Raw genomic sequence first — 22,153 nt, 5'->3', positions numbered from 1 at the left:
GGGTGCGTCCGGGGCAGCGGTCGGGTGCCGTTCGGTTACCCGGCTGTCAACCGGTGGTGCGAGGCCCTAGCGTCCTTCCCATGACGAACGAATTCCTGGCCTTCGCCCCGGTTTCCACCGCTCCCGCCGCCGACCCGGCCCGCGCGCTGCTGGACGAGATGATGGCGCGGGTGGGCGTCGACGGCCTCGCCGCCGCGCTCGGTGACGCCGGCCTGCTGGCCCAGGTCGACCAGCACGCCGCCGCGGTGCGCGACGCCCTGCGGGACGCCGGCCGCGCCGTCGACGCCGAGGGGCTGGCCGCGTACGCCAAGTCGATCCTCGCCGCCGCCGTGCGGATGGGCCGGCCGGTGCCGGAGCCGGGTCACGCGTACGTGTCGGGCACTGCCTGGCTGGCGGCCGAGTGGCACCTGATGCGCCTGGTGGCCGTCTGCATGATCGCCGAGTCGGCCGGTCTGCTGTAGAGATCACCCGAAACGCTGACCCTCCGATGATCGCGGCGTAAAGAGTATTCCGTACCTTTTGTCCTATGCGTTTCGCCGCCTCACTAGCCCTCGCGATGACGGCCCTGCCGGGCATCGCCGCCTCCTCGCCCGCGCTCGCCGCCGCGCCGGCCGCGCCCGCACCGGTCACCGTCGCCCGGTACACCTTCGACGCGGGCGCCGGCACCACCGGCCGCGTCGCTGAGAACTCCGGCCGCGGGACCGCCCTCACTGTCCGCACCGCGGACCAGGGCCGGGTCACCTTCACCGGCGCCACCGCCGACAAGGACGCGTCCTTCCCCACCGCCTGCGCCGCCACGGCCAAGACCTGCCCGCGCGCCCTGCTCGAAGGCACCGACGACCCCGACCTCGACCCGGGCACCCGCACGTTCCGCTGGGGCGCCTCGGTCCGCCTCACCCGGGCCCAGGTCACCGGCTCGTCCAACGTCGTCCAGAAGGGCGTCGTGGACACCGACAGCCAGTGGAAGATGCAGATCGGCGCCACCCGGGGCCGGGCCCAGTGCGTCGTCGTCGGCCGCGGATCGAGCAAGGTCTACCTGGTACGCAGCAGCGTCGGTGTCGCCGACGCCAAGTGGCACACCGTCATGTGCCAGCGCGCGGGCGCCACCCTCAGCGTGTACGTCGACGGTCAGCAGCGCGGCCGGCTCGCCGTCCCCGCGACCCTGTCGATCTCCAACAACCTGCCGCTGCGCATCGGCGGCCCCAATTTCAACGCCAAGAGCGACATGTACCACGGCCTGCTCGACGACGTGTACGCCCGCCTGGGCTGACCCGGACCCGCGGCGGTCAGGCCGGCCACTGGCTGGGTCAGCCTGACCAGCACCGCGCGGCGCAGGGGCCGGACCCGGCAAGGTCCGGCCCCTGTCGCCCTGGACTGTCGCACCGCTCTGCCATCATGCCGGGCATGGATCTGGAGTTCACCGGTGACATCTGGTACTGGCGGGGGCCGGCCCCGTGGTACTTCGTGACCGTGCCGGAGCCGGAGTGCGTCACGCTGCGCTCCTGGTCGTACGCCAGCTACGGCTGGGGCATGATCCCGGTGGTCGCGCGGATCGGCGGCACCGCGTGGGAGACCTCGCTGTGGCCCAAGGACGGCCGGTACGTCGTACCGGTGAAGGCCCATGTCCGGCGGGCCGAGGAGCTCGACGAAGGGGTCACCGTCGCGGTGCGGCTCGCCGTCCGCGACCAGCCGTGAGCGTCACGACGGTGCCCGCCACCCGCGCGGCGTGCTCGCGTCGCGCCGCATGACCACGGGAAAGACACTCGAGTAGGCCTGCCAGGACGGCTGCGCGCGGGGCCGCGGGGCCGCCGCCGAACGGACCAGCGCCGCCAGGATGTCCTGCCCGGCCCGGTGCAGCTGCGAATCGGTGACCAGGCCCTGAGCGTCGACGGCGGCCGGATCGAGCGGCACCCGGATGCACGCCGGGCGCAGCAGCCGGGCATTGCCGTAGCTCAGGGCGGTCTCCAGCGCGGTGAGTGCGCTCTCGTCCTGCCCGGGCGCGGCCACCGAGAGCCACGCGGCCGGCCGCCCGTTGAGGTCCCCGCCGTCCACCAGCCAGTCCAGCAGGTTCTTCAGGCTGCCCGGCAGGGATCCGGCGTACTCCGGGGTGCTGAACAGCAGGGCCTGCGCGGCGTCGACCTCGGCGCGCAACCGGGCCACCGCCTCGGGCACCGGCTGTTCCCCGGGCACGAACGCCGGCAACGTCCGCAGACCGTCGTAGAGCGTGGCGGTGAGATCCGCCGGAGCGGACCGCGCCACCGTGCGCAGGGCGGCAGTGTGCAACGAACCCGCACTGGTGCCGCCCGTGATCAGCAGGATGCGCGTCATGCCGAGACGATAAGGCCGCGCGCTCACGTTCCGGGCGCGACGCGGCGGGGTCGGCGGCCGTCGATCATGTGGTCCGCTTCACCCTGCCGGCTCACTCCCGCAGCGCGGCGAGCGCCCGGCGGACCTGATCGAGCGGTGCCTCCCCCAGCGGACGCAGCACGATCGTGCTCGCACCGGCGGCCCGCAACGCCGCCACCCGCTCCGGCACGATGGAGGCCGGCCCGATCAGGGTGAACAGCTCGGCCGGCTCGGTGCCCAGCCAGGCCGCCTGGGTCGCCAGCATGTCCCGGGTCGCCGCGGCGGCCCGTCCGGCGTCCTCCTCCACGTGCAGGTAGACGAAGACGATCAGCTCGTGCGCCGGGCGGTCACCGGCGGCGCGGCCCCGCTCGATGTGCTCCCGGGACGCGGCGATCCGGTCCGGGCCGATGCCCTCGGCGATGATCGTGCCGTCGGCGACCCGGCCGGACAGCTCCAGGGACTTCGCCTTGACCACCCCGGTGACCAGCGGCGGCACCTCGGCCGGCGGGTGCACCAGCCGGACGCCGTCGATGGTCACCTCGCGGCCGCGCATCGTGACCGTCGCCCCGCCGAGCAGGGCGCGTACCCCGGCGATCGTCTCCTCCAGCAGCGCCAGCTTGCTGGCGGGCTCCGCACCCACCTGCCGCATCCATTCCGCGACCCCGTGCCCCAGACCGGGAACCAGACGGCCCGGGTACGCCCGGGCGAGCATCGCCAGCTCCATGGCCAGCAGCGCCGGGTTGCGCAGCGCCACCGGGGCGATGCCGATGCCCACCCGCAGGGTGTCGGTGGCGGCCAGGGCGACGCCCGCGGAGCTGATCGAGCCGGCCCAGCCGAGATCCTCGACCACCCACAGATCGTCGGCGCCCGCCTCCTGCACCGCCGCGGCGAAGGCGGCCAGCTCCTCCGGTGCCCGATCGCGGTCGAACATGACACCGATCCGTGGCCGGGACGGGAATTGATTGGCAGACATCGCGCGAGTCTATGCAGTGCGGCCGCTTCTACGCTGGACCGATGCCGCAGCCTGAGCCGCGTCGGGACCCGATCGTCGTCGTGCCCTACCGCGAGAAGTGGCCCGCCTCGTTCGCCGATCAGCAGGTCCGGGTGGAGGTGGCGCTGCGGCCCTGGCTCGTGGGCCGGGTCGAGCACATCGGCAGCACCGCCGTTCCCGGGCTCGCCGCCAAGCCCATCATCGACATGCTGGCCCGCATCGAGGACCACGGACGCAGCCACGGCCTGGTCGACGCGCTGGCCCGGATCGGCTGGGTGCACGCGCCCGAGCCCGGCGACGCCGAACGCCGGAAGTGGTCCTGCTGCTTGCCGTCGATCGCGTGGCGCACCCACCACCTGCACATCGTCGAGGACCGGGCGCCGGACTGGCCGCACCTGCTCGCGTTCCGTGACCACCTGCGCGCCCATCCGGCGGACGCCGCCGAGTACGCCCGCCGCAAAGCCGCCCTGGCCGCGGCCGACGACCAGGACCGGCCGCGGTACCGGGCCGGTAAGGCGCCCTTCATCACGGAGCTGCTCGGGCGCCTTGACCTGAAGCCGCGTTGAGGTTGGACCCTCGGCCCGGACGGCTGTCGAGCAGAGGTGGTCAGGGTGCGGGTGGTCGAGGTGGCCCGGTTCGGTGGGCCCGAGGTGCTGGTCGCGGTGGACGCGCCGGATCCTGGGCCCGGTCCGGGTGAGGTCGTCGTCGAGGTGGCCGCCGCGGACGTGCTCTGGGTCGAGACGCGGATTCGCCAGGGGCAGGGTGGGGACCACTTCCCGGTGCGGCCGCCGTACCGGCCCGGTTGCGGGGTCGCCGGCACGGTGGCGCTGGTCGGCGAGGGTGTCGACCCGGCCCGGGCCGGGCGCCGGGTGATGACGCGGACCGGGCCGCACGGTGGATACGCCGAGCGTGCCCTCGAGCCGGCCGAGGGGCTGATCCCGGTGCCGGACGCGGTCTCGCTCACCGACGCGGCCGCGCTGCTGCACGACGGGGTCACCGCGCTGGGACTCATGGACCTCGTCGCCGTCAAGCCGGGGGATCGGGTGCTCGTCACCGCGGCCGCGGGCGGGCTGGGCGCGCTGCTGGTCCAGCTGGCCCACGCGGCCGGTGCCCAGGTCGTCGCGGCGGCCCGGGGCGGGCGCAAACTCGAGCGGCTCGGGCCGCTGGGCGCCGATCTGGTCGTGGACTACTCCGCTCCGGACTGGACCGGGCAGGTGCGGGCCGCCGGCGGGGGCGTGGACGTGGTGCTCGACGGCGCGGGCGGCGCCTACGGGCGGGCCGCCCTGGGCCTCGTGTCGCCCGGTGGCCGCTTCTCCGGGCACGGCATGCCCGCGGGTTCGTTCGTGGGGCACGGTGATCCGGTCGCGGCGGGTGTCACGCTGACCGGCATCGAGAGCGTGCAGTTCGGGCCGGAGCAGTTCCGCCACTACGCCGCCGCCGCGCTCGACGCGGCGGCGGCCGGGCGGCTGAGGCCGCTGATCGGGCAGACGTTCCCGCTGGAACGGGCCGCCGACGCGCACGCCGCCATCGAGGCGCGGACCACGATCGGCAAGACGCTGCTGACCCGTCGATAGGAGGCGGCGGGCCGGGACCGCAGGGTCCCGGCCCGTCGCGGGCCGGTCAGCTGCGGCGGAACGCGTAGCTGCGGGCCGATCCGCCGGTGGCCCGTCCCGCGTGGTCGCGGTCGGAGCGCAGGCGGGCCGCCACCCGGGCGTCGCGCAGGCCGTGCCGCGCTGCGGTGCCGCCGGTGGCGGTCGGCTGGTCCGCCGGGCCGGTGACGGTGTCCGGCAGGGACACCGCCGCCGTCAGGTGCCGGCGGGCCAGGTCGTCAGGATCGACGTGTACGGAAAAGGGTTGGTCAGGCATGGAGTTACCTCCTCGATGGACGAGGCGAAACGGTGCGAGTGGTGAAGTGGCACAGTGGCACGCGCCGGAGAAGGCACGGCGGGCCCGAGTCGTCAGGGCCGGGATCCACGCGGTCAGCGTCAGGAGATCATGCCCGTACGCTAGCGCCGGGCCGGGCGGCGGTCCACCGATTTACCGGCGCAGCGTGGCCACACCCGCGTCGATGATCCTGATCGCCGCCGGATAGTCGCGGAGCTGGTCGCGCATCAGCGTCAGCCCGATCTGCAGGGCCACCGGCGGCACCTCGCGGGCCTCCAGCACCGCCGCGGTCCACGTCACGAAGTCGGTGAAGACCTGCTCGTCGGCCACGTACAGCGCCGCTGCCAGGAAGTCGACCACGTGGCCGAGGTCGTCGAGCGTCGAGTCGTACTGCCGCCGGCTGTACGCGCCGATCGGCGGGTACGCCGCCGTCAGCCGGGTCATCGCGGTCTGCACCAGCTCACCGCGGTGCCGCGCCAGGTGGGTGTATTCGTCGTCGCCGAGGAACGCCGTCTGGTACGGGTCGTCGATCGGCGGCGGCCACTCGTGCGCCAGCCGCCGCACCGCGCTCTCGGCGTCGGCCGCCCACGCGTCCGCACCCAGGCGCTGCGCCCAGCGGCCCTCGGGACCGAAGCCGGGACCGCCGGCGATCACCGGGACACCGACCGAGCGGCAGGCCGTGATCGCCGCGTGGGCCCGCGGCAGCCGGGTCGCCAGCATGCAGCTCAGCGCCACCGCGTCCGGGCCGGTCTGGTGCAGGTGGGTGACCAGGTGCGGGCCCGGTACGTTGGCGCCGAGGAAGTCGACCCGCCAGCCGTCCAGCCGCAGCATCTCGCCGAGGATGCGGACCGGCAGGGCGTGCCATTCGCCGTCGACGCAGGCGACCGTGATCCGGCCGCGGGTCGGGCGCACCGCGCTGCGGGCCGAGACGGCGGCCAGGGCCCGCTCGCTGATCGCGGTGGCCGCGTGCTCGCGGGCGATCGACCACTCGTTGGCCGCCCACAGGGCGCCGACCCGGCTCTGGGTGCGGGCGATCAGGTCCAGCATCACGCGGGCCGGGGCAACGCCGTTGTCGAGCAGCGCGGTGACGATCTCGACGGCGCCGTACTCGTCACCGTCGCCCACCAGCCGCAGATACTGCTCACCCACACCGGGGTCGTCCAGGGAACGCGGGGGAGTGGTGGTGGAGACGGTCATCAGCGGCTCCGGCCCCGGCGGTCACCCCGCCGGGCATCGATCGCGAACGGCGACACGGGGGCGGCGCCGGTGTCCATCAGGCTCAGCTTGGTGCGCGCCGGCGCTCGCACGGCCAGCATCGCGATGTCGTCGCGGACCCCGCCGTGCACCCAGTCGGAGACGAGCTGGCGGACGCGTTCCACGGTGGCCGCGCCGGGCATGCCGGCGCAGCTCGCGAGGGCGTCGTGGAGTCTGCTCTCGCCGTACTGCTCCGTGCCGCTCGGGCCGCCGCGGGCCTCGGTGAGACCGTCGCTGTACATCAGGCAGAGCTCTCCCGGGGCCAGCTCGACCACGGCCGGGCCCACGGTGATGTGCGGGACGACCCCGATCAGCGTGCCGGAGACGGGAACCGGCTCGACCGTGCCGTCGGCGCGCAGCACCAGCGGCGCGGGATGCCCGCCGGTGGCCAGGCACATGCGCACCCGGCCGTGCTCGGCCCGGCTGATCGCGGCGACGACCAGGGTGACGAAGCGGTGCTGGCGGCCGGAGCCCAGCAGCGCGCGGTTCAGCACCGTCAGCATCGCGGCCGGGTCGGCGTCGACCAGCCGCAGCGCGCGCAGCGTCTGGCGCACCTTGCCGGTCAGCACGGCCGCCTCGGGACCCTTGCCGCAGACGTCGCCCAGCGCGACCACCGTCTCGGGGCTGTCCTCGACCGGACCGAAGACGTCGTAGAAGTCGCCGCCGATCCGCAGCGCGTCCTTCGCCGCCTGGTAGGAGCCGATCAGCTCGACGCCCTCGGGCTGCGGCAGCTCCGGCGGCAGCAGGTCGGCCTGCAGGATGGCGGTGGTGTCGACCTGGTCGCGGTAGAGCGCGGCGGCGGAGATCGCACCGCCCGCCCGGGCGGCGAAGATCCGGGCCAGCATCTCGTCCTCGGCCGAGAACACCGCGTCGGGGCCGCGCCGGGCCAGGATCAGCGCACCGGCCGGCTCCGCGTTGCCCGGCAGCGGGGTCACCAGCAGGGCGCCGACCGGGCCGAAGCTCTCGGGCAGCAGCCACGCCGGGACCTGCGAGGCGTCCAGCCAGCGGCTCGGGATCGGCGGGAAGCCGCCCAGTGCCTCTTCCAGGCCGGGGACCTCGCCGAGCACGCTCTCGCGGAGCATGCCCTCCGCCACGGACTCGCCGTTGATCAGCCGCATCCACTCGTTCTGCCGGCGGCGGGCCGGCAACACCACGACCGCGGCGTCGGCCAGGTGGGCCGCCGCCAGCTCGACGGTGGTACGCAGACAGCGCCGCTGGTGCAGCGAGGCGGACAACCGGCGGCTCGCCTCGGCCAGGAACAGCGTGCGGTCCCGCTCGGCCTGGAACTCCTGGGCGCGGGCGATCTCCTCGGTGATGTCCTGCAGATACCACCCGTAGTGCTCGTCGCCGAGCGGGCGGCGGTGGCCGAGCAGGTGCCGGCCCTGGTGGTCGTCGGTGAACGTGCTGGTGCCCTCGGCGATCGCGCGGGCGAGCCCGGCCAGGGGGCTGTGCGCGGCCGTGACCCCCGGCCGCACGTCGGGCAGCATGGCCTGGGCCGCGGCGTTGACCAGCACGATCGTGTGATCGACGGCGGTGCACAGCAGCACCGCCTCGCCGGCGGCGTCCAGCGCCGCGCGCAGCAGGGCGGGCGCGGGTGCGAGGACCGGAGCTGCCGGTACCCGGGTGTCCATGTCCGTTGCCCCTCCTGTCCCCGCCGGATGGTTGCGATCCCGCCCAGCCTACGCGGTGGGGCGGGATCCGGCTCCGCTCGGACGGGCGACTACGCGTCGCCGGCGGCGTCCCCGTCCAGGTCGATCAGCACCGGAGCATGGTCGGAAGGGCCCTTGCCCTTGCGGGCCTCCCGGTCGATCACCGCGTCGGTGACCCGGGCCGCCACGTCGGCGGTCGCATAGACCAGGTCGATCCGCATGCCCTTGTTCTGGTGGAACATACCGGCCCGGTAGTCCCAGTAGGTGAACGGGCGGTCGCCCTTCATCGGCCGCGGCACGACGTCGGTGAGACCCAGCGCCCGCAGCGCGGCCAGAGCCTCGCGCTCGGGCGGGGTGACGTGGGTGGAGCCGGCGAAGACCTTGATGTCCCAGACGTCGTCGTCGCCCGGGGCGACGTTGAAGTCCCCGGCCACCACGGCCGGCCCGGACGTCGCCGCGAGCGCGTCCCGCAGCGCGGCGAACCACGCCAGCTTGTACGCGTAGTGCGGATCGTCCGGGGTGCGCCCGTTGGGCACGTACACCGAGGTGAAGCGGATGCCGGCACAGGTGGCGCTGATCGCGCGGGCCTCCGGCTCGGGGAAGCCGGGCTCGCCGTCGAAGCCGTGCCGCACGTCGGCCAGGCCGACCCGGGAGAGCAGGGCGACGCCGTTCCAGCGGCCCTGGCCGTACGCGGCGGTCTCGTAGCCCAGCGCGGCGACCTCCTGCTCGGGGAAACCGTCGGCGGCGACCTTGGTCTCCTGGAGGCAGAGCACGTCGGGCCGGGCCTGCTCGAGCCACTCCAGCAGCCGGGGCAGCCGGGCCTTGACCGAGTTCACGTTCCACGTGGCGAAGCGCATCCACCCAGCCTGCCAGCGGCCGACGCAGTCGATGTCGCCGGGTCAGTGCTCCGGGGTGCGGTGCTCGGCGCGCATCGGCGCGGAGCTGCTCCGGACGGCCAGGAGCAGGGCGGCGGTCAGGCCCGAGGCCAGCAAGAGCAGCACGGCCACCAGCCAGAGCACGGACCCCTCGGATCCGATCAAACTCGTCATCATGTCGCCTCCTCCGGTCCCCATGTCATCGGCCCGGTGCCGCCGAAGGCAAGGATCCGGGCGAGCGAATAATGCCGGACCTGTCGGCGGGACGCCAGGGGCTGAGGAGACGTTTGTCACCTCATGGGGAAGACGGTACCCGCTGTGCCGCGGGTTCACCCGGGAGGAGCGGGGGCGTACCGGCGGGCGCCCCAGTGGGTGGCGAAGTCGCCGGCCCCCACCCCCGGGCCCCACAGCCAGCCCTGGCCCTGGGTGACGCCGACCGCGGCGAGCGCGTCGCGCTGGATCCGGGTCTCCACCCCCTCGGCCACGATGCTCAGGCCCAGCGCCCGGCTCATCGCCACCACGGCCCGGACGATCTCCTCGTCCTCGCCGCTCTCGCCGAGCCCGGACACGAACGATCGATCGATCTTGACCCCGGTGACCGGGAACCGGCGCAGGTAGCCCAGCGCCGAGAAGCCGGTGCCGAAGTCGTCGACGAGCAGCTTGAGGCCGAGCTCGCGCAGCTCGTACAGCACCCGGGCGGTGACGCTGCCGCCGTCGGCCATCACCGACTCGGTCATCTCCAGCGCCACGGCCGCGGCCGGCACCCCGTGCTGGAGCAGCTCACCGGCCACGATCAGAGGCAGCTCGGCGTTGCTGAGCTGGCGCGGCGAGACGTTGATGGACAGGTAGAAGTCGGGTCCGACCGTGCCGTCCGCCCGCCAGGTGGCCAGCTGGCTGAGCGCCTCGTTGCGGACCCAGGTGCCGAGCGTGCCGATCAGGCCGGCGTCCTCGGCGACCGGGATGAAGGTCATCGGCGGGATCGGCCCGCGCTGCGGGTGGTTCCACCGCACCAGGGCCTCGGCGCCGATCGGGCGGCCGGTCTCCAGCCGCACGATCGGCTGGTAGACGACGCTGAGCTGGCCCTCCACCAGGGCCGTGCGCAGCGCGCCCTCCAGCTCGATGCGCTCACGGACCCGGTCGTGCATGGAGGTGTCGAAGATCGTGGCCCGGCCGGGGCCCTCGGCCTTCGAGCGGTACATCGCGGTGTCGGCGTCGCGCAGCAGGGCCTGGGCGGTCACCTCGGGGGTGTCGTCGCCCGGCGCGTGCGCGATGCCGATCGACGCGCTGATCACCACCTCGGTGTCGCGGACCCGCAGCGAGCCGGCGAAGCAGCCCTGGATGACGTCGACCAGCCGCAGCGCGCCCTGCTCGTCGCCGAGGTAGGCGACCAGGAACTCGTCCCCGCCGACCCGGGCGAGCATCGTGCCGGCCGGGATCGCCGCGCGCAGCCGGGCCGCCACCTCGATGACCAGCTGGTCACCCGTGTCGTGGCCCCAGGAGTCGTTGACCCACTTGAAGCCGTCCAGGTCGAGCAGGCACACCCAGATCCGCCGGGTGTCCGGCGGGGGCACCGTGCCCAGCAGCCGTTCGATCTCGTGCGAGATCATCCGGCGGTTGGGCAGGCCGGTCAGCGGGTCGTGCATCGCCTGGTGCTCGGAGTGCAGCTGCGCCGCGACCTGCGCCTGCACCGCGGAGACGGCCCGCAGCAGCAGCAACGCGACGATGGCCAGGCCGCAGGCGCCGATCAGCGCGCGGTATTCCGGCGAGTCGCCGCCGACCAGCACCAGCAGCACGAACGGGGTGGACACCGCCGGCACCAGCAGGGTCATCCGGCGCCACGACCAGGCCTGCACCGGGTGCCGGGTGGCGCGGCCCAGCCCCACCACCGACGGGTGCAGCGCGCTCACCCCGAGCAGCACGTACGCCAGCAGGAACGGCACGTCCAGCAGCGGGGACGTGTAGGTCTTGCCCTCCACCCCGATGATCCCGTACGCCACGTCGCCCGCGACCATCAGCGCCATCCCGCCCAGCAGCGCCGTCAGGCTCACCGGCCAGGTGCGCGCCGTGAACGTCAGGTTGATGCCCAGGGCCAGCAGCACCACGTCGAACAGCGGGTAGAGCCCGGCCAGCACCGACTCGATCGCCGGCCGGTCGGCGATCGCCGCGGCCGGCGCCGCGAGCAGCAGCGCGCCGGCCAGCCCGCCGGCCAGGCACACCATGAGCCCGTCGAGGACCGAGTGCCGGGCGATGCCGCCCCGCGAGCGCAGCAGCATGGTGAAGAACGTGCCGATCAGGACGTAGCCCGGCACGGTGAACGCGTCCGCGATCAGCGGCCGGCCGACCACCAGCGGCCGGACCACCACGCCGACCAGGAACAACAGGGCCGCGGCGGCCATGAACAACCAGGCCGCGCGGGGCTCGGCGCCGAGGCGGCGCGGGGCGGAGAAGCACGCCCAGACCGTGCCGGCGCCGATCGCGGCGAAACAGGCCACGCTCACCGGTTCGGCCAGATTGAGGGTGTACAGGGCCGTGGCGAGCACGCCGGCGATGCCGAAGAGCTTCCACCATCGCCGACCCCGTGTCGACGGAGCTGCGGTCAGCACCCGTCATCGCCCCCTGGCCAGTCAGCTCATCAGCGCTCCCGCCGATGGCACCGTACCCGCCGGCGACCTGTCCCCGGCAGGGGTTCCGTGGACAAACACTGTCGGACAGGCACACCTGCGCAGCAACTGCTGAGCCACCGCGCCCAGCAGCGAGCCGTCGCTGATGCCCCGCGGACCCACGATCATCATCCGGGCTCGGCGCGACGCGCGGATGAGAATCGGCGCAGCTTCGCCGACCAGGATCCGGCGCCGGGCGTCCTCGAGGCCCTCGACGCCGGCCACGGCGGCCTCCAGCAGGCGCCGGCCGGCCTCCCGCTCGCCCTCGTGGCTCACCACGTGCGTGACGTCCACCGGGGCGTGCCGGCGGCGAGCCTCCGCCGCGGCCAGGCGCAGGGCCAGCAGCGAGCTGGGCGAGCCGTCGACGGCGGTCAGCAGCGGGCCGGCCGGCGGGCGGTTGCCCCGGGACACCACGACCGGGCAGCGGGCCCGGGCGACGGTCTGCACGAGCACGGAGTCGGCCGGCAGGCGCGGGCTGAGGGCGAGGTCGTCGTCGCCGAGCACGATCAGATCCGCGGTGCGGCTCTGCCGCAGCAGCTCACGGACCGGCCGGCCGTCGGCGAGCAGGCCCTCGACGGGCACGCCGGGCGCCGTACGGGTGGCGGTGGCGACCGCCTCGGCCACGATCCGCCCGGCCTCGTGCCGCGCCGTGGCCCAGTCGGGTGCATCATCGAAGGAGCGCGGGCCGGGCCACGAGAACACGTGCACGATCCGCAGCGGTCGGCCCCGGGCCACGGCCTCCCGCGCACCCAGCCGCGCGGCGGCCAGCCCCGAGGAAGTGCCGTTGACGCCCACCACGACTGGAGCAGGGCCCGGTATCCGCATCGGTTCACCACCTCCGCACCGCGACGACGCGGTCCACAGACCATTATCTATGGTGTTCCTGGGAAGGCGGTCGTGATCAATCCCTCAGCGGTCGACCGTCTGATGACCCGTTCAGGTTGAGGGTTTACGGTGAACGGCAGGTTATTGGCGACATCTGCCGGTGAAGTGAGGGAAATACATGACGGATGTCAAGCTCGACCACCCCGGTGGCCAGTTGTCCATGCCGGTCCGCCCGGCGGTCGAGGGTCCAGGCGGCATCGACGTCAGCGCGCTGCTGAAGGAGACCGGATACGTCACCCTGGACCAGGGCTTCGTCAACACGGCCTCCTGCGCGTCGGCGATCACCTACATCGACGGTGACGCCGGCATCCTGCGCTATCGGGGCTTCCCGATCGAGCAGCTCGCGGGCAAGGCCTCGTTCCTCGAGGTGTCGTACCTGCTGATCCACGACGCGCTGCCGACGCCGGCCCAGCTGGCCGAGTTCGGCGACAAGATCCGCGTGCACACGCTGCTGCAGGAGGAGATGCGCGCCTTCTTCTCCGGTTTCCCGCGCGACGCGCACCCGATGGCCGTGCTCTCCTCGGCCGTCACCGCGCTGTCGACGTTCTACCAGGACGCGCTCGACCCGACCGATCCGGAGCAGGTCGAGATCTCCGGGATCCGGCTGATGGCGAAGCTTCCGACGATCGCGGCGTACGCGTACAAGAAGTCCATCGGCCACCCGCTGCCGTACCCGGACAACTCCCTGGACTACGTCGAGAACTTCCTGCGCATGACGTTCGGGCTGCCCACCGTGAACTACGAGGTGGACCCGACGATCGCCAAGGTGCTCGACATGCTCTTCGTGCTGCACGCCGACCACGAGCAGAACTGCTCCACGTCGACCGTGCGGCTGGTGGGCTCGGCGCAGGCCAACCTGTTCGCGTCGGTGTCGTCGGGCATCAACGCGCTCTCCGGCCCGCTGCACGGCGGGGCCAACTCCGCGGTGCTGGAGATGCTCGAGGGCATCCGCGCCGACGGCGGCGACGTGGACGCCTTCGTGCGCCGCGTCAAGGCCAAGGAGAAGGGCGTGAAGCTCATGGGCTTCGGGCACCGGGTCTACAAGAACTACGACCCGCGCGCCGCCATCGTCAAGAAGGCCGTCCAGGACGTCATCTCCACGATGGACAAGCCCGACCCGCTGCTCGACATCGCGCTCAAGCTCGAGGAGATCGCCCTCGCGGACGACTACTTCGTCTCCCGCAAGCTGTACCCGAACGTCGACTTCTACACCGGCCTGATCTACAAGGCCATGGGCTTCCCGACCAAGATGTTCACGGTGCTGTTCGCCCTCGGCCGGCTGCCCGGCTGGATCGCCCAGTGGGCCGAGCAGAACGCCGACCCGGCCACCAAGATCGGTCGCCCGCGCCAGCTCTACATCGGCGAGACCGAGCGGCAGTTCATCCCGATCACCGAGCGCTGACCGGTCGTTTCGTGTCCCAGCCGCCCTCCTGGTCAGGAGGGCGGCTGCGGCTTCTCCAGCCATCGGGCGATCCGCGTCGTGCCGTCCTCGTCCGCCAGCCGGGCCGCGACGGCCGCGGCCCGGGCCGCATAGCGCGGCTCGGTCGTGACCGACCGCAGAGCCCGGGCCAGGCGGTCCGCCGTCAGCGCGGGCAGCGGTACGGGCGGCGGCGCCACTCCCAGCTCGTGCAGCCGCCGGGCCCAGAACGGCTGATCGGCCAGCACCGGTACGCCCACCGCCGGCACTCCCGCGCGTAACCCGGCCGCGGTCGTCCCCGCCCCGCAGTGGTGCACCACGGCGGCCATCCGCGGGAAGAGCCAGTCGTGCGGCAGCGCACCGACACTCAGCACGTCCGGTCCGTCCTCGACGCGCAGTCCCGACCAGCCCGCCTGCACGACCGCCCGCACCCCGGCGGCGCGCACCGCGGCCAGCACGGGCACGGCGAGCCGCTCCCCGTGACCCGGGGCCATGCTGCCGAAGCCCACGAACACCGGCGGCGGCCCGGCCGCGAGGAACCGCTCGACCGCGGCCGGGGGGCTCCAGCCTCGCGGGCGTTCAGGCCACCAGTAGCCGACCACTTCCTGCGAGTCCGGCCAGTCCGCGGGCCGGGGCACCACGCTCGGGCTGAAGCCGTGGAAGGTCGGCCACCGGTGCTGCTGGGCCCGTTGCAGCGCGGCCATGCTCCGGCGGGGCAGGCCGAGGCGCCGGCGCAGATCGCGGACCGGCCCGGCGTAGAGCGGGTGCGCCGCGGACTCCAGGAAGCGGCCGGTGAGCCGGTTGCCCGTCCGGCCCAGGGAACGGCCGCCGACCAGGACCGGCCCGAAGTCACCGGTCGGGAAGACCGGCTGCAGGAAGACCCCGGCCCAGGGGATGCCGGCGGCTTCGGCCACCTGATAGCCCAATGGCGCGACGACCGTGGAGAGCAGCACCGCTTCGGCGCCGGTCTGCTCGACCGCCCGCACGATGCCGTCGCCCAGCTCGGCGACCAGCGGCCGGGCGATGTGCAGCAGCCGCAGCAGGGCCCGTGGCCCCGTGCCCGAGCCGGTGCCGTCCTGGCCGCGCGCCCGCGGCAGGATCTGCCGCAGATCGCCGGGCAGAGCCACGAAGGGCAGGTCGACGAGCTCCCGGAACGGCTCGTGGGAGGCCAGCGTGACCTCGTGGCCGGCGTCGCGCAGCCGGGCGCCGAGTCCCGTGTACGGGGCCACATCACCGGTCGAGCCGGACGTCACGATCAGCACCCGCATCCTCCGAGGATAGCTGCATGCCTTGACGGTTATATAACCGCGATGGAATAGTCGGCGCTGTGCCCGTGGACGCCATCTCCGTACTCGCCGAGCCGACCCGCCGCCGGATCCTCGACGAGTTGCGACTGGCCGACAGCAGCGTCGGCCAGCTGGTCGAGAAGCTCGCGATGAGCCAGCCGGCCGTGTCCAAACACCTGAAAGTGCTGCGCGAGGCCGGGTTCGTCGCCAGTCGCACCGCCGCCCAGCAACGCATCTACTCCCTCGAGCCCGGACCGTTCCGTGCGCTCGACGCCTGGCTGGCGCCGTACCGCCGGTTGTGGACCCGGCACCTGGACGCCCTGGAACGCCACCTGGAGGACTCATGACGGCCGACTTCGACCCCGGCCCGCTCGCCGACGCGACCGTCGTCGCCGACGGCGGATCCTGGACCCTGATCTTCGTGCGGTCCCTGCCGCACCCGCCGGAGAAGGTGTGGGCCGCCCTCACCGACCCCGGGCGCCTCGACCAGTGGGCGCCGTTCGCCGCCGCCCGCGACCTGTCGCACCCCGGCGAGACCACCCTGACGATGGTCGACGGTCCCGATCGGACGGACCTGCCCGCCACCGTGCTGCGCGCGGAGGCACCCACCCTGCTCGAATACACGTGGGGCGAGGATCTGCTGCGCTGGGAGCTGACCCCGGCCGACGGCGGCACGACACTCACCCTGCGGCACACGTTCGCCGAGCGCGACGAGGCACCGATGTACGCCGCCGGCTGGCACCTGTGCGTCGCCGTCCTGGCGCGGCTGCTGGCCGGTGACCCGGTCGGTGTCATCCGCGGCCGGGACGCCGCCGCTCACGGCTGGGAGGACCTGCGCGCCGCGTACGCCCGGAAACTGCCGGGCTGACCGGCAACCTTTCCCCGCCCGCCGGTGTCAGGCAGGGTGACGGACGGGGAGAGGCAGGCCATGCGCGACGGGTTCGACGACTTCGTACGCAGCCGCAGCACCGGCCTGCTGCGGATCGCGTACCTGCTCACCGGGGACCGGCACAGTGCCGAGGACCTGGTGCAGGAGGTGCTCGAGCAGATGTACGTGAAGTGGCGCCGGATCCACAGCATGCCGGAGGCGTACGCCCGCCGGGCCCTGGTCAACCGGGCCGCCAACCGCTGGCGCCGCCGGGGCCGCCGCCCGGAGGCACCCCTGGGCAGCCACGACGTCGCCGCGCCGGATCACAGCGAGCACGTCGTGGTCCGCGACACCGTCGTGGAGGCGCTACGGGCGCTGCCGCCGCGGCAACGGGCGGCGGTGGTGCTGCGCTACCTGGAGGACCTGCCGGTCGCCGAGGTCGCGCGGGCGCTGGACTGCTCCGAGGGCAACGTCAAGAGCAGCGTGTCCCGGGGCCTGACCCGGCTGCGGGCCGCCCTCGACCCCGTCACCACGACCACCGAACGGGGACGGGCATGACCGACACCGACATCCGTACCGCGCTGGAGCAGGCCACCGGTGACCTGCGGACCCCGCCCGACCTGCTGGACCGGGTCCGGGCCGGTGGCCGGCGCCGGGTGGTGCGACGCCGTACCGTGCTCGCCGCGGGCCTGGCCACGATCGCCGCCGGCGGCACCGCCGGCGCCCTGATCTCCGGCGGCGACGGCGGCGGAACGCCGGTCGCCTCGCCGCTGCTCGACCACCCGACCCGGGGCGACCTCAAGCGCGACACCGCCTTCCTCGACGACGTCCGCACCGCCTGGCGGCACCACCTCGGCGGCCTGCCGGTACGCGGTGAGCCGCACGTCGCGTGGGCCGGCCTGGCCCCGCTCTACGCCGGGATCGCGGTCGTCGCTCAGCGGACGCCGCAGCGGGTCTCGTCCCCGATCGGCCAGATCAGCTACGGTCTGACCGGCTTCGTCGAGCAGACCCGGGACGGGCTGCGAGTCATGTCGCTGGAGGAGATGCTCACCGGCGCCACCAACTCCGCGGCAGTCCTGCTCGGCCCGGACCACAACGTGCTGATGGTCCTCGACGACGGCCGCGGCATCGGGTACTCGCCGGCCCTCGCCTACACCGAGCAGGGCAGGATCAGCCGTACTTTCACGCCGTTCGACTTCCGGCTGCACGACGGCGTGGCCTTCGGGGCCACCCCGCAGTCGCAGACCCTGGTCCGGGTGGCGCTGCGCGCGGGCCGGCCCGATTCCCGGGGCGACCGCTCGGTCGGCCTGGCCAACCTCTCCCAGCTGGTGGCGGACACCGGTCGCGGGGCGCCACCGGCCGGCACCGCACGCCGGGCACGGTTGCTGGCCGGGCCCGCGTTCGAGGCGGACGACAAGTGGGACCTGTCCGGGCGCGACGGCTACGACGACCCGTACGGCTACCGGATCACGCCGCCGCCCGCCGGCACCTGGATCCTGCGGGGCACCACCGCCGACGGCCGCCGGTTCGTCGTGCAGACCCTGACCAGCACCGACGACCGCGTACGCCTGTTCCTGTCGCTGGGCACCCCGGAGCCGGTGCTGCGCGGCTTCCCGGACCCCGCGGCGCCCCTGCCGGTGCAGGTGCGGCTGCCCGACGGCCAGGGCGTCGTGGTCGCCGCCCCGGGCCGATTGCGTTACCGCGTGGCCGGGCGCACGTGGCTACCGATCAGCGGCGACGCGGCGCTGCTGCCCGCCGCGGCCGACGAGGTCGAGGTGACCACCGCGCGCGGACAGGCAGTCCGGGTGCGACTCGCCTAAGGTCGGGGACAGATGTCCGGTCTCGCCGCCGCTCGGCTCTGCCGCGGGCTTGAGGTGCGTGGTGATCGGGCATGTCTGTCGGCGATCAGGGAGGCTGCATGGACGTCGTCATCGGTGTCGACACCGGGACCACCGCGACCAAGGCCATCGCCGCCGGGCCGACGGGTGAGGTGCGCGCGATGGCCAGCGTGCACTACCCGCTGTCGGTGCCCGGCCCGGGCCAGGCCGAACTCGACCCCGCGAAGCTGCGCGACGCCGCGATCGAAGCTCTGACCACCGTGGCCAAGGAGTCCCAGGAGCGCGGTGACCGGGTCATCGCCGTGAGCCTCAGCGCCTTCCTGCACGCGCTGGTCCCGATGAACGCCGACGGCACGGCCCGCGGTCCGCTGATCACCTGGGCGGACAACCGGGCCGCCGGGCAGAGCGAGCGGATCGTGGCGTCCGGCCGGGCGAAGGACCTCCAGGCCCGCACCGGTACGCCGGTGCACCCGATGTCCCCGCTGACCAAACTCGCCTGGTGGGGCGCCACCGACCCGGCCGTCCTCCGGGACACCCCGCGCTGGGGCGGCGTCAAGGAGATCGTCCTGGCCGGCCTCGCGGACGAGGGCTTCCTGCTGGACCTGTCGGTCGCCTCCGGCACCGGCATGTACGACATCCACCAGCGGCGCTGGGACCCCGAGGCCCTGGAGCTGGCCGGGATCCCGGAGAGCCGGCTGGCCGAGGTCGTGCCGACGACCCGGCAGCTGCGGCTCAAGCGGGAGGTGGCGGTCGCCGCCGGGCTCCCGCCGGAGCTGCCCCTGATCATCGGGGCCGCCGACGGACCGCTGGCCAACCTGGGCGTGGGCGCGACGCCGGTCGGCGTGGCGGCCGTGTCCCTGGGCACCAGCGGCGCCCTGCGCACCGTCGTGCACGGCCCGACCGCGGACAAGGCGGGCCGGCTGTTCTGCTACGCGCTGACCGAGGACCGCTGGGTGGTCGGCGGCGCGATCAACAACGCCGGATCCGTGGTCCGCTGGGCCGGCCAGACCTTCGCGGGCGGCTTCGACCGGCCGACCGCCGAGGGCGAGGACGCCGACGTCCGCGACGCGGCCCTGCTGACCGAGGCGGCCGGGGTGGCGCCGGGCAGCGAGGGGCTGCTCTGCCTGCCGTACCTGCTGGGCGAGCGGGCGCCGTGGTGGCGCGGGGGGATGCGCGGGGCGTACATCGGCCTGCGCCGCGAGCACGGCCGGGCCCACCTGGTCCGGGCCGCGGTCGAGGGGGTGTGCCAGCAGCTGGCGCTGGTCCGCGACACGTTCGCCGACGAGGGCATCGCGATGACCGAGGTCCGGGCCACCGGCGGGGCGGTCGCCTCGGAGCTGTGGGTCGGCATCCTGGCCGCGGCGCTGGACCTGCCGGTGGCGATCGCCGACACGCCGGAGGGGACGGCGCTGGGCGCCTGCCTGCTGGCCCGGCACGCGCTGGGCGAGCTGCCCGACCTGGACGAGGCGGCGGCGCTGGTGGCGATCACCGAGCACGAACGGCCGGACCCGAAGAACGCCGACCTGTACCGGCGGATGCGGCCGCTGGTGGAGCAGTCGGCTCTGGCGGTCACCGATGTGCTCAAGGAGCTGGACAAGCTGGCTCCCGAGCCGCTGCCCGACACGGAGAAGGCCCTGCCGGGCGTCGGCTGAGCGGCTCGCGCCCCGGCCGTTCTCGCCGTGCTCGGCCGGCCGCGGCCTTGTCGCCGCTCGCCGTTCGGCCCGGTGGCGGCCCGGACCGGGGTGAGGATGCCCACGCGGCCCCGCGTTGACGGCGTGCCGGGCCGTGAGAAAGAGTGGCTCGCGAGCGGCAGTGGAGGAACCCGGTGGGAGACCGGGACGGTCCCGCCACTGTGACCGGGGTTCGTCCCCGGAAGTCAGGAGACTCCGGCCGCTCGTACCTTCCACACGCGGGCGCGGACCCGCGGAAAGGACCGGGCGTGACGCCGTACCCGTTCTCTGCCGTCGTCGGCCTCGACGACCTGCGGCTCGCGCTGCTGCTGACCGCTGTGTCCCCGGCCGTCGGCGGGGTCCTGGTCCGCGGCGAGAAGGGCACGGCCAAGTCGACGGTCGTCCGTGCCCTCGCCACCCTGCTGCCCGAGGTCGACGTGGTCCGCGGCTGCCGCTTCGCCTGTGATCCCGCGGCGCCCGACCCCGGCTGCCCCGACGGGCCGCACGAGCCCGGCGCGCCGCACGGCCACCGCCCCGCCACGCTGGTCGAGCTGCCCGTCGGGGCCACCGAGGACCGGGTCGTCGGCACCCTGGACATCCAGCGTGCGCTCGCCGACGGCGTCAAGGCGTACGAGCCGGGTCTGCTCGCTGCGGCCCACCGCGGCGCCCTCTATGTCGACGAGGTCAACCTGCTGCCGGACCACCTGGTGGATCTGCTGCTCGACGCGGCGGCGATGGGCCGCGCCCACGTCGAGCGCGACGGGGTGTCGGTCAAGCACGCGGCCCGGTTCCTGCTGGTCGGCACGATGAACCCCGAGGAGGGCGAACCGCGCCCGCAGCTGGTCGACCGGTTCGGCCTGGTCGTGACGGTTGCCGCCCCGCGCGAGGCGAAGCTGCGGGCCGAGGTGGTCCGGCGCCGGCTGGCGTACGAGGCCGGCCCGGAGGCGTTCGCGGCCCGGTTCGCGGCCGACGAGAAAGCCCTGGCCGAGCGGATCCTGACGGCTCGGGAGCGGGTGCCGTTCGTGCGGCTGCCGGACGCCGAGCTGGACCGGATCGCCCGGGTGTGCCTGGCCTACGGTGTCGACGGGATGCGTGCGGACATCGTCGTGGCGCGGTGTGCGGTGGCTTTGGCGGCGTGGCACGGTCGCGATCGGGTGACGGCTGAGGACATTCGGGACGCGGCGCGGCTCGCGTTGCCGCATCGCCGTCGCAAGGACCCGCTCGATCCGCCGGGCACTGATGAGGAACGGCTGGAAGAGGCGCTGGACCAGGCTGCTCAGGATGACCCGGACGAGGATCCGCCGCCCGGTGACGGTCCTGACGGGCCGGATGCCGGTGGCCCCGATTCTGGCGGGCCTGATTCTGGTGGTCCGGATTCCGGCGGTTCCGGCGCCGGCGCGCCGGACTCCGGCGCTCCCAGCTCCGGCGGACCCGGCTCCGGTGGCCCGGAGGGTTCCGGTGGGCCTCGGCGGACTGCCGAGCCTTCCGGCCCGGTTGAGCAGGCTCCGGGGGATGCCGGCGCTGAGGCGCCGGCCGATGAGCAGCGCAAGGTGAGCGGGGGTGCGGCGGCCCAGTCGGGTGCCGCCTACCGGCCGCGGACGTTGCGGATCTCTGCTCGTGGAGAGGGCGGGCATGCCGGGCGGCGGTCGCCGGCGTTCGCGCGGCGTGGGCGGGTGGTCGGCTCGCGGATCCCGCGCGGCAAGCTCGCCGGAGCGCCGCATCTGCCGGCTACTTTGCGGGCTGCCATCCACCGCGGTGCCGCCGCCGTGCCGCTACCAGGCCCTCGGCTCACCGCGCCGGGTGCGCAGGACGGCCGGGCACTTGACCACACGCTTGTTCCCAGTCCCGCCGGCTCCGCTCATCCGGCGGGCAGGCGGGCCGCGGCCGAGCGGCGGATCGGGTTGGTGCAGCCGCGTGACCTGAGGGAGGCCGTGCACGTCGGGCGTGAGGCCAACCTGGTGCTGTTCGTCGTGGACGCGTCCGGGTCGATGGCCGCGAGGAAGAGGATGACCGTCGTCAAGACCGCGGTGCTGTCACTGCTGCGGGACGCGTACCAACGGCGGGACCGGATCGGCATGATCACCTTCCGGGGGTCGGCCGCGGATCAGGTGCTGCCGCCCACGTCGAGCCACGAGGTCGGGGTGCTGCGGCTCGCCGGGTTGCGTACCGGTGGGCGTACCCCGCTGGCCGCCGGCCTGCGCGCCGCGGCCGCGACCATCGCCACCGAGCGCCGCCGCGACCCGCGCCGGCGGCCGCTGCTGATCATCGTCACCGACGGGCGCGCGACCAGCGGGCCGGATCCCGTGCTGGTCGCGCCGGCGTTGGCCGGCGTGGCGGCGGTGGTCGTCGACTGCGAGGCCGGGCCGATCCGGCTGGGTCTGGCCCGGCGGCTGGCCGCCGCCCTCGGCGCCGACATCATGCCGCTCGATGCGCTGGCCGCCGACCCGACCTCGACCCCGCTGGGGAGGGCCGCGTGATGCTCCCTCCCGCAGCTGCCCCGGTTTCTGCGGGCGTCCCGTTGGTTTCTGCG

Annotated in this window: 22 protein-coding genes and 1 riboswitch; of the genes, 12 read left to right on the top strand and 10 right to left on the bottom strand. The window is 74.2% G+C overall.

Features of this window, described 5'->3' with window-relative positions; all coding sequences use genetic code 11:
- The first annotated feature begins 80 nt into the window (after window positions 1-80).
- From AB0C12_RS04660 to AB0C12_RS04650, 3 genes are all read left to right on the top strand, one after another.
- A complete protein-coding gene (locus tag AB0C12_RS04660) occupies window positions 81-461 on the top strand; it encodes a DUF6401 family natural product biosynthesis protein (protein WP_360544127.1) in 381 nt (126 codons plus the stop codon).
- A gap of 65 nt (window positions 462-526) precedes the next feature.
- Window positions 527-1,270, top strand: coding sequence for a LamG-like jellyroll fold domain-containing protein (locus tag AB0C12_RS04655; RefSeq protein WP_360544125.1), 744 nt, complete (start codon window positions 527-529; stop codon window positions 1,268-1,270).
- Window positions 1,271-1,404: 134 nt separating this feature from the next.
- On the top strand, window positions 1,405-1,695 hold the full coding sequence (locus tag AB0C12_RS04650; RefSeq protein WP_360544123.1) for a DUF1905 domain-containing protein: 291 nt from the start codon (window positions 1,405-1,407) through the stop codon (window positions 1,693-1,695).
- Window positions 1,696-1,698: 3 nt separating this feature from the next.
- Here AB0C12_RS04650 and AB0C12_RS04645 read toward each other — a convergent pair whose 3' ends face one another.
- Together AB0C12_RS04645 and AB0C12_RS04640 are read right to left on the bottom strand one after the other, a co-directional pair.
- The gene (locus AB0C12_RS04645) at window positions 1,699-2,328 is read right to left on the bottom strand and encodes an NADPH-dependent FMN reductase (RefSeq protein WP_360544121.1); all 630 of its coding nucleotides are present in this window, start codon (window positions 2,326-2,328) and stop codon (window positions 1,699-1,701) included.
- Between the two features lie 91 nt (window positions 2,329-2,419).
- The gene (locus tag AB0C12_RS04640) at window positions 2,420-3,319 is read right to left on the bottom strand and encodes an LLM class flavin-dependent oxidoreductase (protein WP_360544119.1); all 900 of its coding nucleotides are present in this window, start codon (window positions 3,317-3,319) and stop codon (window positions 2,420-2,422) included.
- Window positions 3,320-3,360: 41 nt separating this feature from the next.
- Between AB0C12_RS04640 and AB0C12_RS04635 the strand changes: the two genes are divergently transcribed.
- Window positions 3,361-3,903 carry a GrpB family protein gene (locus AB0C12_RS04635; RefSeq protein WP_360544117.1) on the top strand — a complete coding sequence of 181 codons (543 nt, stop codon included), beginning with the start codon at window positions 3,361-3,363 and terminating at the stop codon, window positions 3,901-3,903.
- A 45-nt stretch (window positions 3,904-3,948) separates the two neighbouring features.
- The gene (locus AB0C12_RS04630; protein WP_360544115.1) at window positions 3,949-4,911 is read left to right on the top strand and encodes a zinc-binding dehydrogenase; all 963 of its coding nucleotides are present in this window, start codon (window positions 3,949-3,951) and stop codon (window positions 4,909-4,911) included.
- 46 nt (window positions 4,912-4,957) lie between these two features.
- On the opposite strand, the gene AB0C12_RS04625 is transcribed toward AB0C12_RS04630, so the two are convergent.
- The 7 genes from AB0C12_RS04625 to AB0C12_RS04595 form a co-directional block, all read right to left on the bottom strand.
- Window positions 4,958-5,203: a hypothetical protein gene (locus AB0C12_RS04625; RefSeq protein WP_360544113.1), complete on the bottom strand. Its 246-nt coding sequence runs from the start codon at window positions 5,201-5,203 to the stop codon at window positions 4,958-4,960.
- A gap of 171 nt (window positions 5,204-5,374) precedes the next feature.
- Window positions 5,375-6,418 carry a cobalamin-dependent protein gene (locus AB0C12_RS04620; protein ID WP_360544111.1) on the bottom strand — a complete coding sequence of 348 codons (1,044 nt, stop codon included), beginning with the start codon at window positions 6,416-6,418 and terminating at the stop codon, window positions 5,375-5,377.
- Entirely contained in the window at window positions 6,418-8,106 is a 1,689-nt protein-coding gene (locus tag AB0C12_RS04615) for a SpoIIE family protein phosphatase (protein ID WP_360544109.1), read from the bottom strand. The genes AB0C12_RS04620 and AB0C12_RS04615 overlap by 1 nt, the downstream gene beginning before the upstream one ends.
- Window positions 8,107-8,195: 89 nt before the next feature.
- Window positions 8,196-8,981: an exodeoxyribonuclease III gene (locus AB0C12_RS04610; protein ID WP_360544107.1), complete on the bottom strand. Its 786-nt coding sequence runs from the start codon at window positions 8,979-8,981 to the stop codon at window positions 8,196-8,198.
- 42 nt (window positions 8,982-9,023) lie between these two features.
- Entirely contained in the window at window positions 9,024-9,176 is a 153-nt protein-coding gene (locus AB0C12_RS04605; protein WP_360544105.1) for a hypothetical protein, read from the bottom strand.
- A gap of 152 nt (window positions 9,177-9,328) precedes the next feature.
- A complete protein-coding gene (locus AB0C12_RS04600; protein WP_360544103.1) occupies window positions 9,329-11,602 on the bottom strand; it encodes an EAL domain-containing protein in 2,274 nt (757 codons plus the stop codon).
- A 21-nt stretch (window positions 11,603-11,623) separates the two neighbouring features.
- Window positions 11,624-12,457 (bottom strand): universal stress protein, encoded by an 834-nt coding sequence (locus tag AB0C12_RS04595; RefSeq protein WP_360544101.1) that lies wholly within the window; start codon window positions 12,455-12,457, stop codon window positions 11,624-11,626.
- Window positions 12,458-12,662: 205 nt separating this feature from the next.
- On the opposite strand from AB0C12_RS04595, the gene AB0C12_RS04590 reads away from it, so the two are divergent.
- Window positions 12,663-13,946, top strand: coding sequence for a citrate synthase (locus AB0C12_RS04590; RefSeq protein WP_360544099.1), 1,284 nt, complete (start codon window positions 12,663-12,665; stop codon window positions 13,944-13,946).
- Between the two features lie 32 nt (window positions 13,947-13,978).
- Here the strand turns inward: AB0C12_RS04590 and AB0C12_RS04585 are convergent, their stop codons facing one another.
- Window positions 13,979-15,229, bottom strand: coding sequence for a glycosyltransferase (locus AB0C12_RS04585; protein WP_360544097.1), 1,251 nt, complete (start codon window positions 15,227-15,229; stop codon window positions 13,979-13,981).
- A 59-nt stretch (window positions 15,230-15,288) separates the two neighbouring features.
- On the opposite strand from AB0C12_RS04585, the gene AB0C12_RS04580 reads away from it, so the two are divergent.
- From AB0C12_RS04580 to AB0C12_RS04555, 6 genes are all read left to right on the top strand, one after another.
- Complete coding sequence (locus AB0C12_RS04580) at window positions 15,289-15,594, top strand: metalloregulator ArsR/SmtB family transcription factor (RefSeq protein ID WP_360544095.1); 306 nt, start codon at window positions 15,289-15,291, stop codon at window positions 15,592-15,594.
- Window positions 15,591-16,115 (top strand): SRPBCC family protein, encoded by a 525-nt coding sequence (locus AB0C12_RS04575; protein WP_360544093.1) that lies wholly within the window; start codon window positions 15,591-15,593, stop codon window positions 16,113-16,115. The genes AB0C12_RS04580 and AB0C12_RS04575 overlap by 4 nt, the downstream gene beginning before the upstream one ends.
- Window positions 16,116-16,175: 60 nt before the next feature.
- A complete protein-coding gene (locus AB0C12_RS04570; RefSeq protein WP_360544091.1) occupies window positions 16,176-16,673 on the top strand; it encodes a SigE family RNA polymerase sigma factor in 498 nt (165 codons plus the stop codon).
- Window positions 16,670-17,935 (top strand): hypothetical protein, encoded by a 1,266-nt coding sequence (locus AB0C12_RS04565; protein ID WP_360544089.1) that lies wholly within the window; start codon window positions 16,670-16,672, stop codon window positions 17,933-17,935. Before AB0C12_RS04570 ends, AB0C12_RS04565 begins: the two co-directional genes overlap by 4 nt.
- Window positions 17,936-18,033: 98 nt before the next feature.
- Window positions 18,034-19,605, top strand: a complete 1,572-nt coding sequence (locus AB0C12_RS04560) for a gluconokinase (RefSeq protein WP_360544087.1) — start codon at window positions 18,034-18,036, stop codon at window positions 19,603-19,605.
- Between the two features lie 128 nt (window positions 19,606-19,733).
- Window positions 19,734-19,862: riboswitch (cobalamin riboswitch) on the top strand.
- Window positions 19,863-19,892: 30 nt separating this feature from the next.
- On the top strand, window positions 19,893-22,100 hold the full coding sequence (locus AB0C12_RS04555; protein ID WP_360544085.1) for a VWA domain-containing protein: 2,208 nt from the start codon (window positions 19,893-19,895) through the stop codon (window positions 22,098-22,100).
- The last annotated feature ends 53 nt before the right edge of the window (window positions 22,101-22,153 follow it).

Source organism: Actinoplanes sp. NPDC048967, from assembly GCF_040649415.1.
GTDB lineage: Bacteria > Actinomycetota > Actinomycetes > Mycobacteriales > Micromonosporaceae > Actinoplanes.
Note: the sequence above shows the minus strand (reverse complement) of the source record. Positions and strands in the feature narration are given on the sequence as shown.

What these genes read in the sequence shown, in the direction of transcription:
- AB0C12_RS04565 (WP_360544089.1), top strand. Translation starts at nt 16,670, where the DNA reads ATGACCGACACCGACATCCGTACCGCGCTGGAGCAGGCCACCGGTGAC.
- AB0C12_RS04610 (WP_360544107.1), bottom strand. Translation starts at nt 8,981, where the DNA reads ATGCGCTTCGCCACGTGGAACGTGAACTCGGTCAAGGCCCGGCTGCCC.
- AB0C12_RS04640 (WP_360544119.1), bottom strand. Translation starts at nt 3,319, where the DNA reads ATGTCTGCCAATCAATTCCCGTCCCGGCCACGGATCGGTGTCATGTTC.
- AB0C12_RS04635 (WP_360544117.1), top strand. Translation starts at nt 3,361, where the DNA reads ATGCCGCAGCCTGAGCCGCGTCGGGACCCGATCGTCGTCGTGCCCTAC.
- AB0C12_RS04585 (WP_360544097.1), bottom strand. Translation starts at nt 15,229, where the DNA reads ATGCGGGTGCTGATCGTGACGTCCGGCTCGACCGGTGATGTGGCCCCG.
- AB0C12_RS04620 (WP_360544111.1), bottom strand. Translation starts at nt 6,418, where the DNA reads ATGACCGTCTCCACCACCACTCCCCCGCGTTCCCTGGACGACCCCGGT.
- AB0C12_RS04650 (WP_360544123.1), top strand. Translation starts at nt 1,405, where the DNA reads ATGGATCTGGAGTTCACCGGTGACATCTGGTACTGGCGGGGGCCGGCC.
- AB0C12_RS04590 (WP_360544099.1), top strand. Translation starts at nt 12,663, where the DNA reads ATGACGGATGTCAAGCTCGACCACCCCGGTGGCCAGTTGTCCATGCCG.
- AB0C12_RS04570 (WP_360544091.1), top strand. Translation starts at nt 16,176, where the DNA reads ATGCGCGACGGGTTCGACGACTTCGTACGCAGCCGCAGCACCGGCCTG.
- AB0C12_RS04660 (WP_360544127.1), top strand. Translation starts at nt 81, where the DNA reads ATGACGAACGAATTCCTGGCCTTCGCCCCGGTTTCCACCGCTCCCGCC.
- AB0C12_RS04575 (WP_360544093.1), top strand. Translation starts at nt 15,591, where the DNA reads ATGACGGCCGACTTCGACCCCGGCCCGCTCGCCGACGCGACCGTCGTC.
- AB0C12_RS04645 (WP_360544121.1), bottom strand. Translation starts at nt 2,328, where the DNA reads ATGACGCGCATCCTGCTGATCACGGGCGGCACCAGTGCGGGTTCGTTG.
- AB0C12_RS04605 (WP_360544105.1), bottom strand. Translation starts at nt 9,176, where the DNA reads ATGATGACGAGTTTGATCGGATCCGAGGGGTCCGTGCTCTGGCTGGTG.
- AB0C12_RS04615 (WP_360544109.1), bottom strand. Translation starts at nt 8,106, where the DNA reads ATGGACACCCGGGTACCGGCAGCTCCGGTCCTCGCACCCGCGCCCGCC.
- AB0C12_RS04560 (WP_360544087.1), top strand. Translation starts at nt 18,034, where the DNA reads ATGGACGTCGTCATCGGTGTCGACACCGGGACCACCGCGACCAAGGCC.
- AB0C12_RS04655 (WP_360544125.1), top strand. Translation starts at nt 527, where the DNA reads ATGCGTTTCGCCGCCTCACTAGCCCTCGCGATGACGGCCCTGCCGGGC.
- AB0C12_RS04625 (WP_360544113.1), bottom strand. Translation starts at nt 5,203, where the DNA reads ATGCCTGACCAACCCTTTTCCGTACACGTCGATCCTGACGACCTGGCC.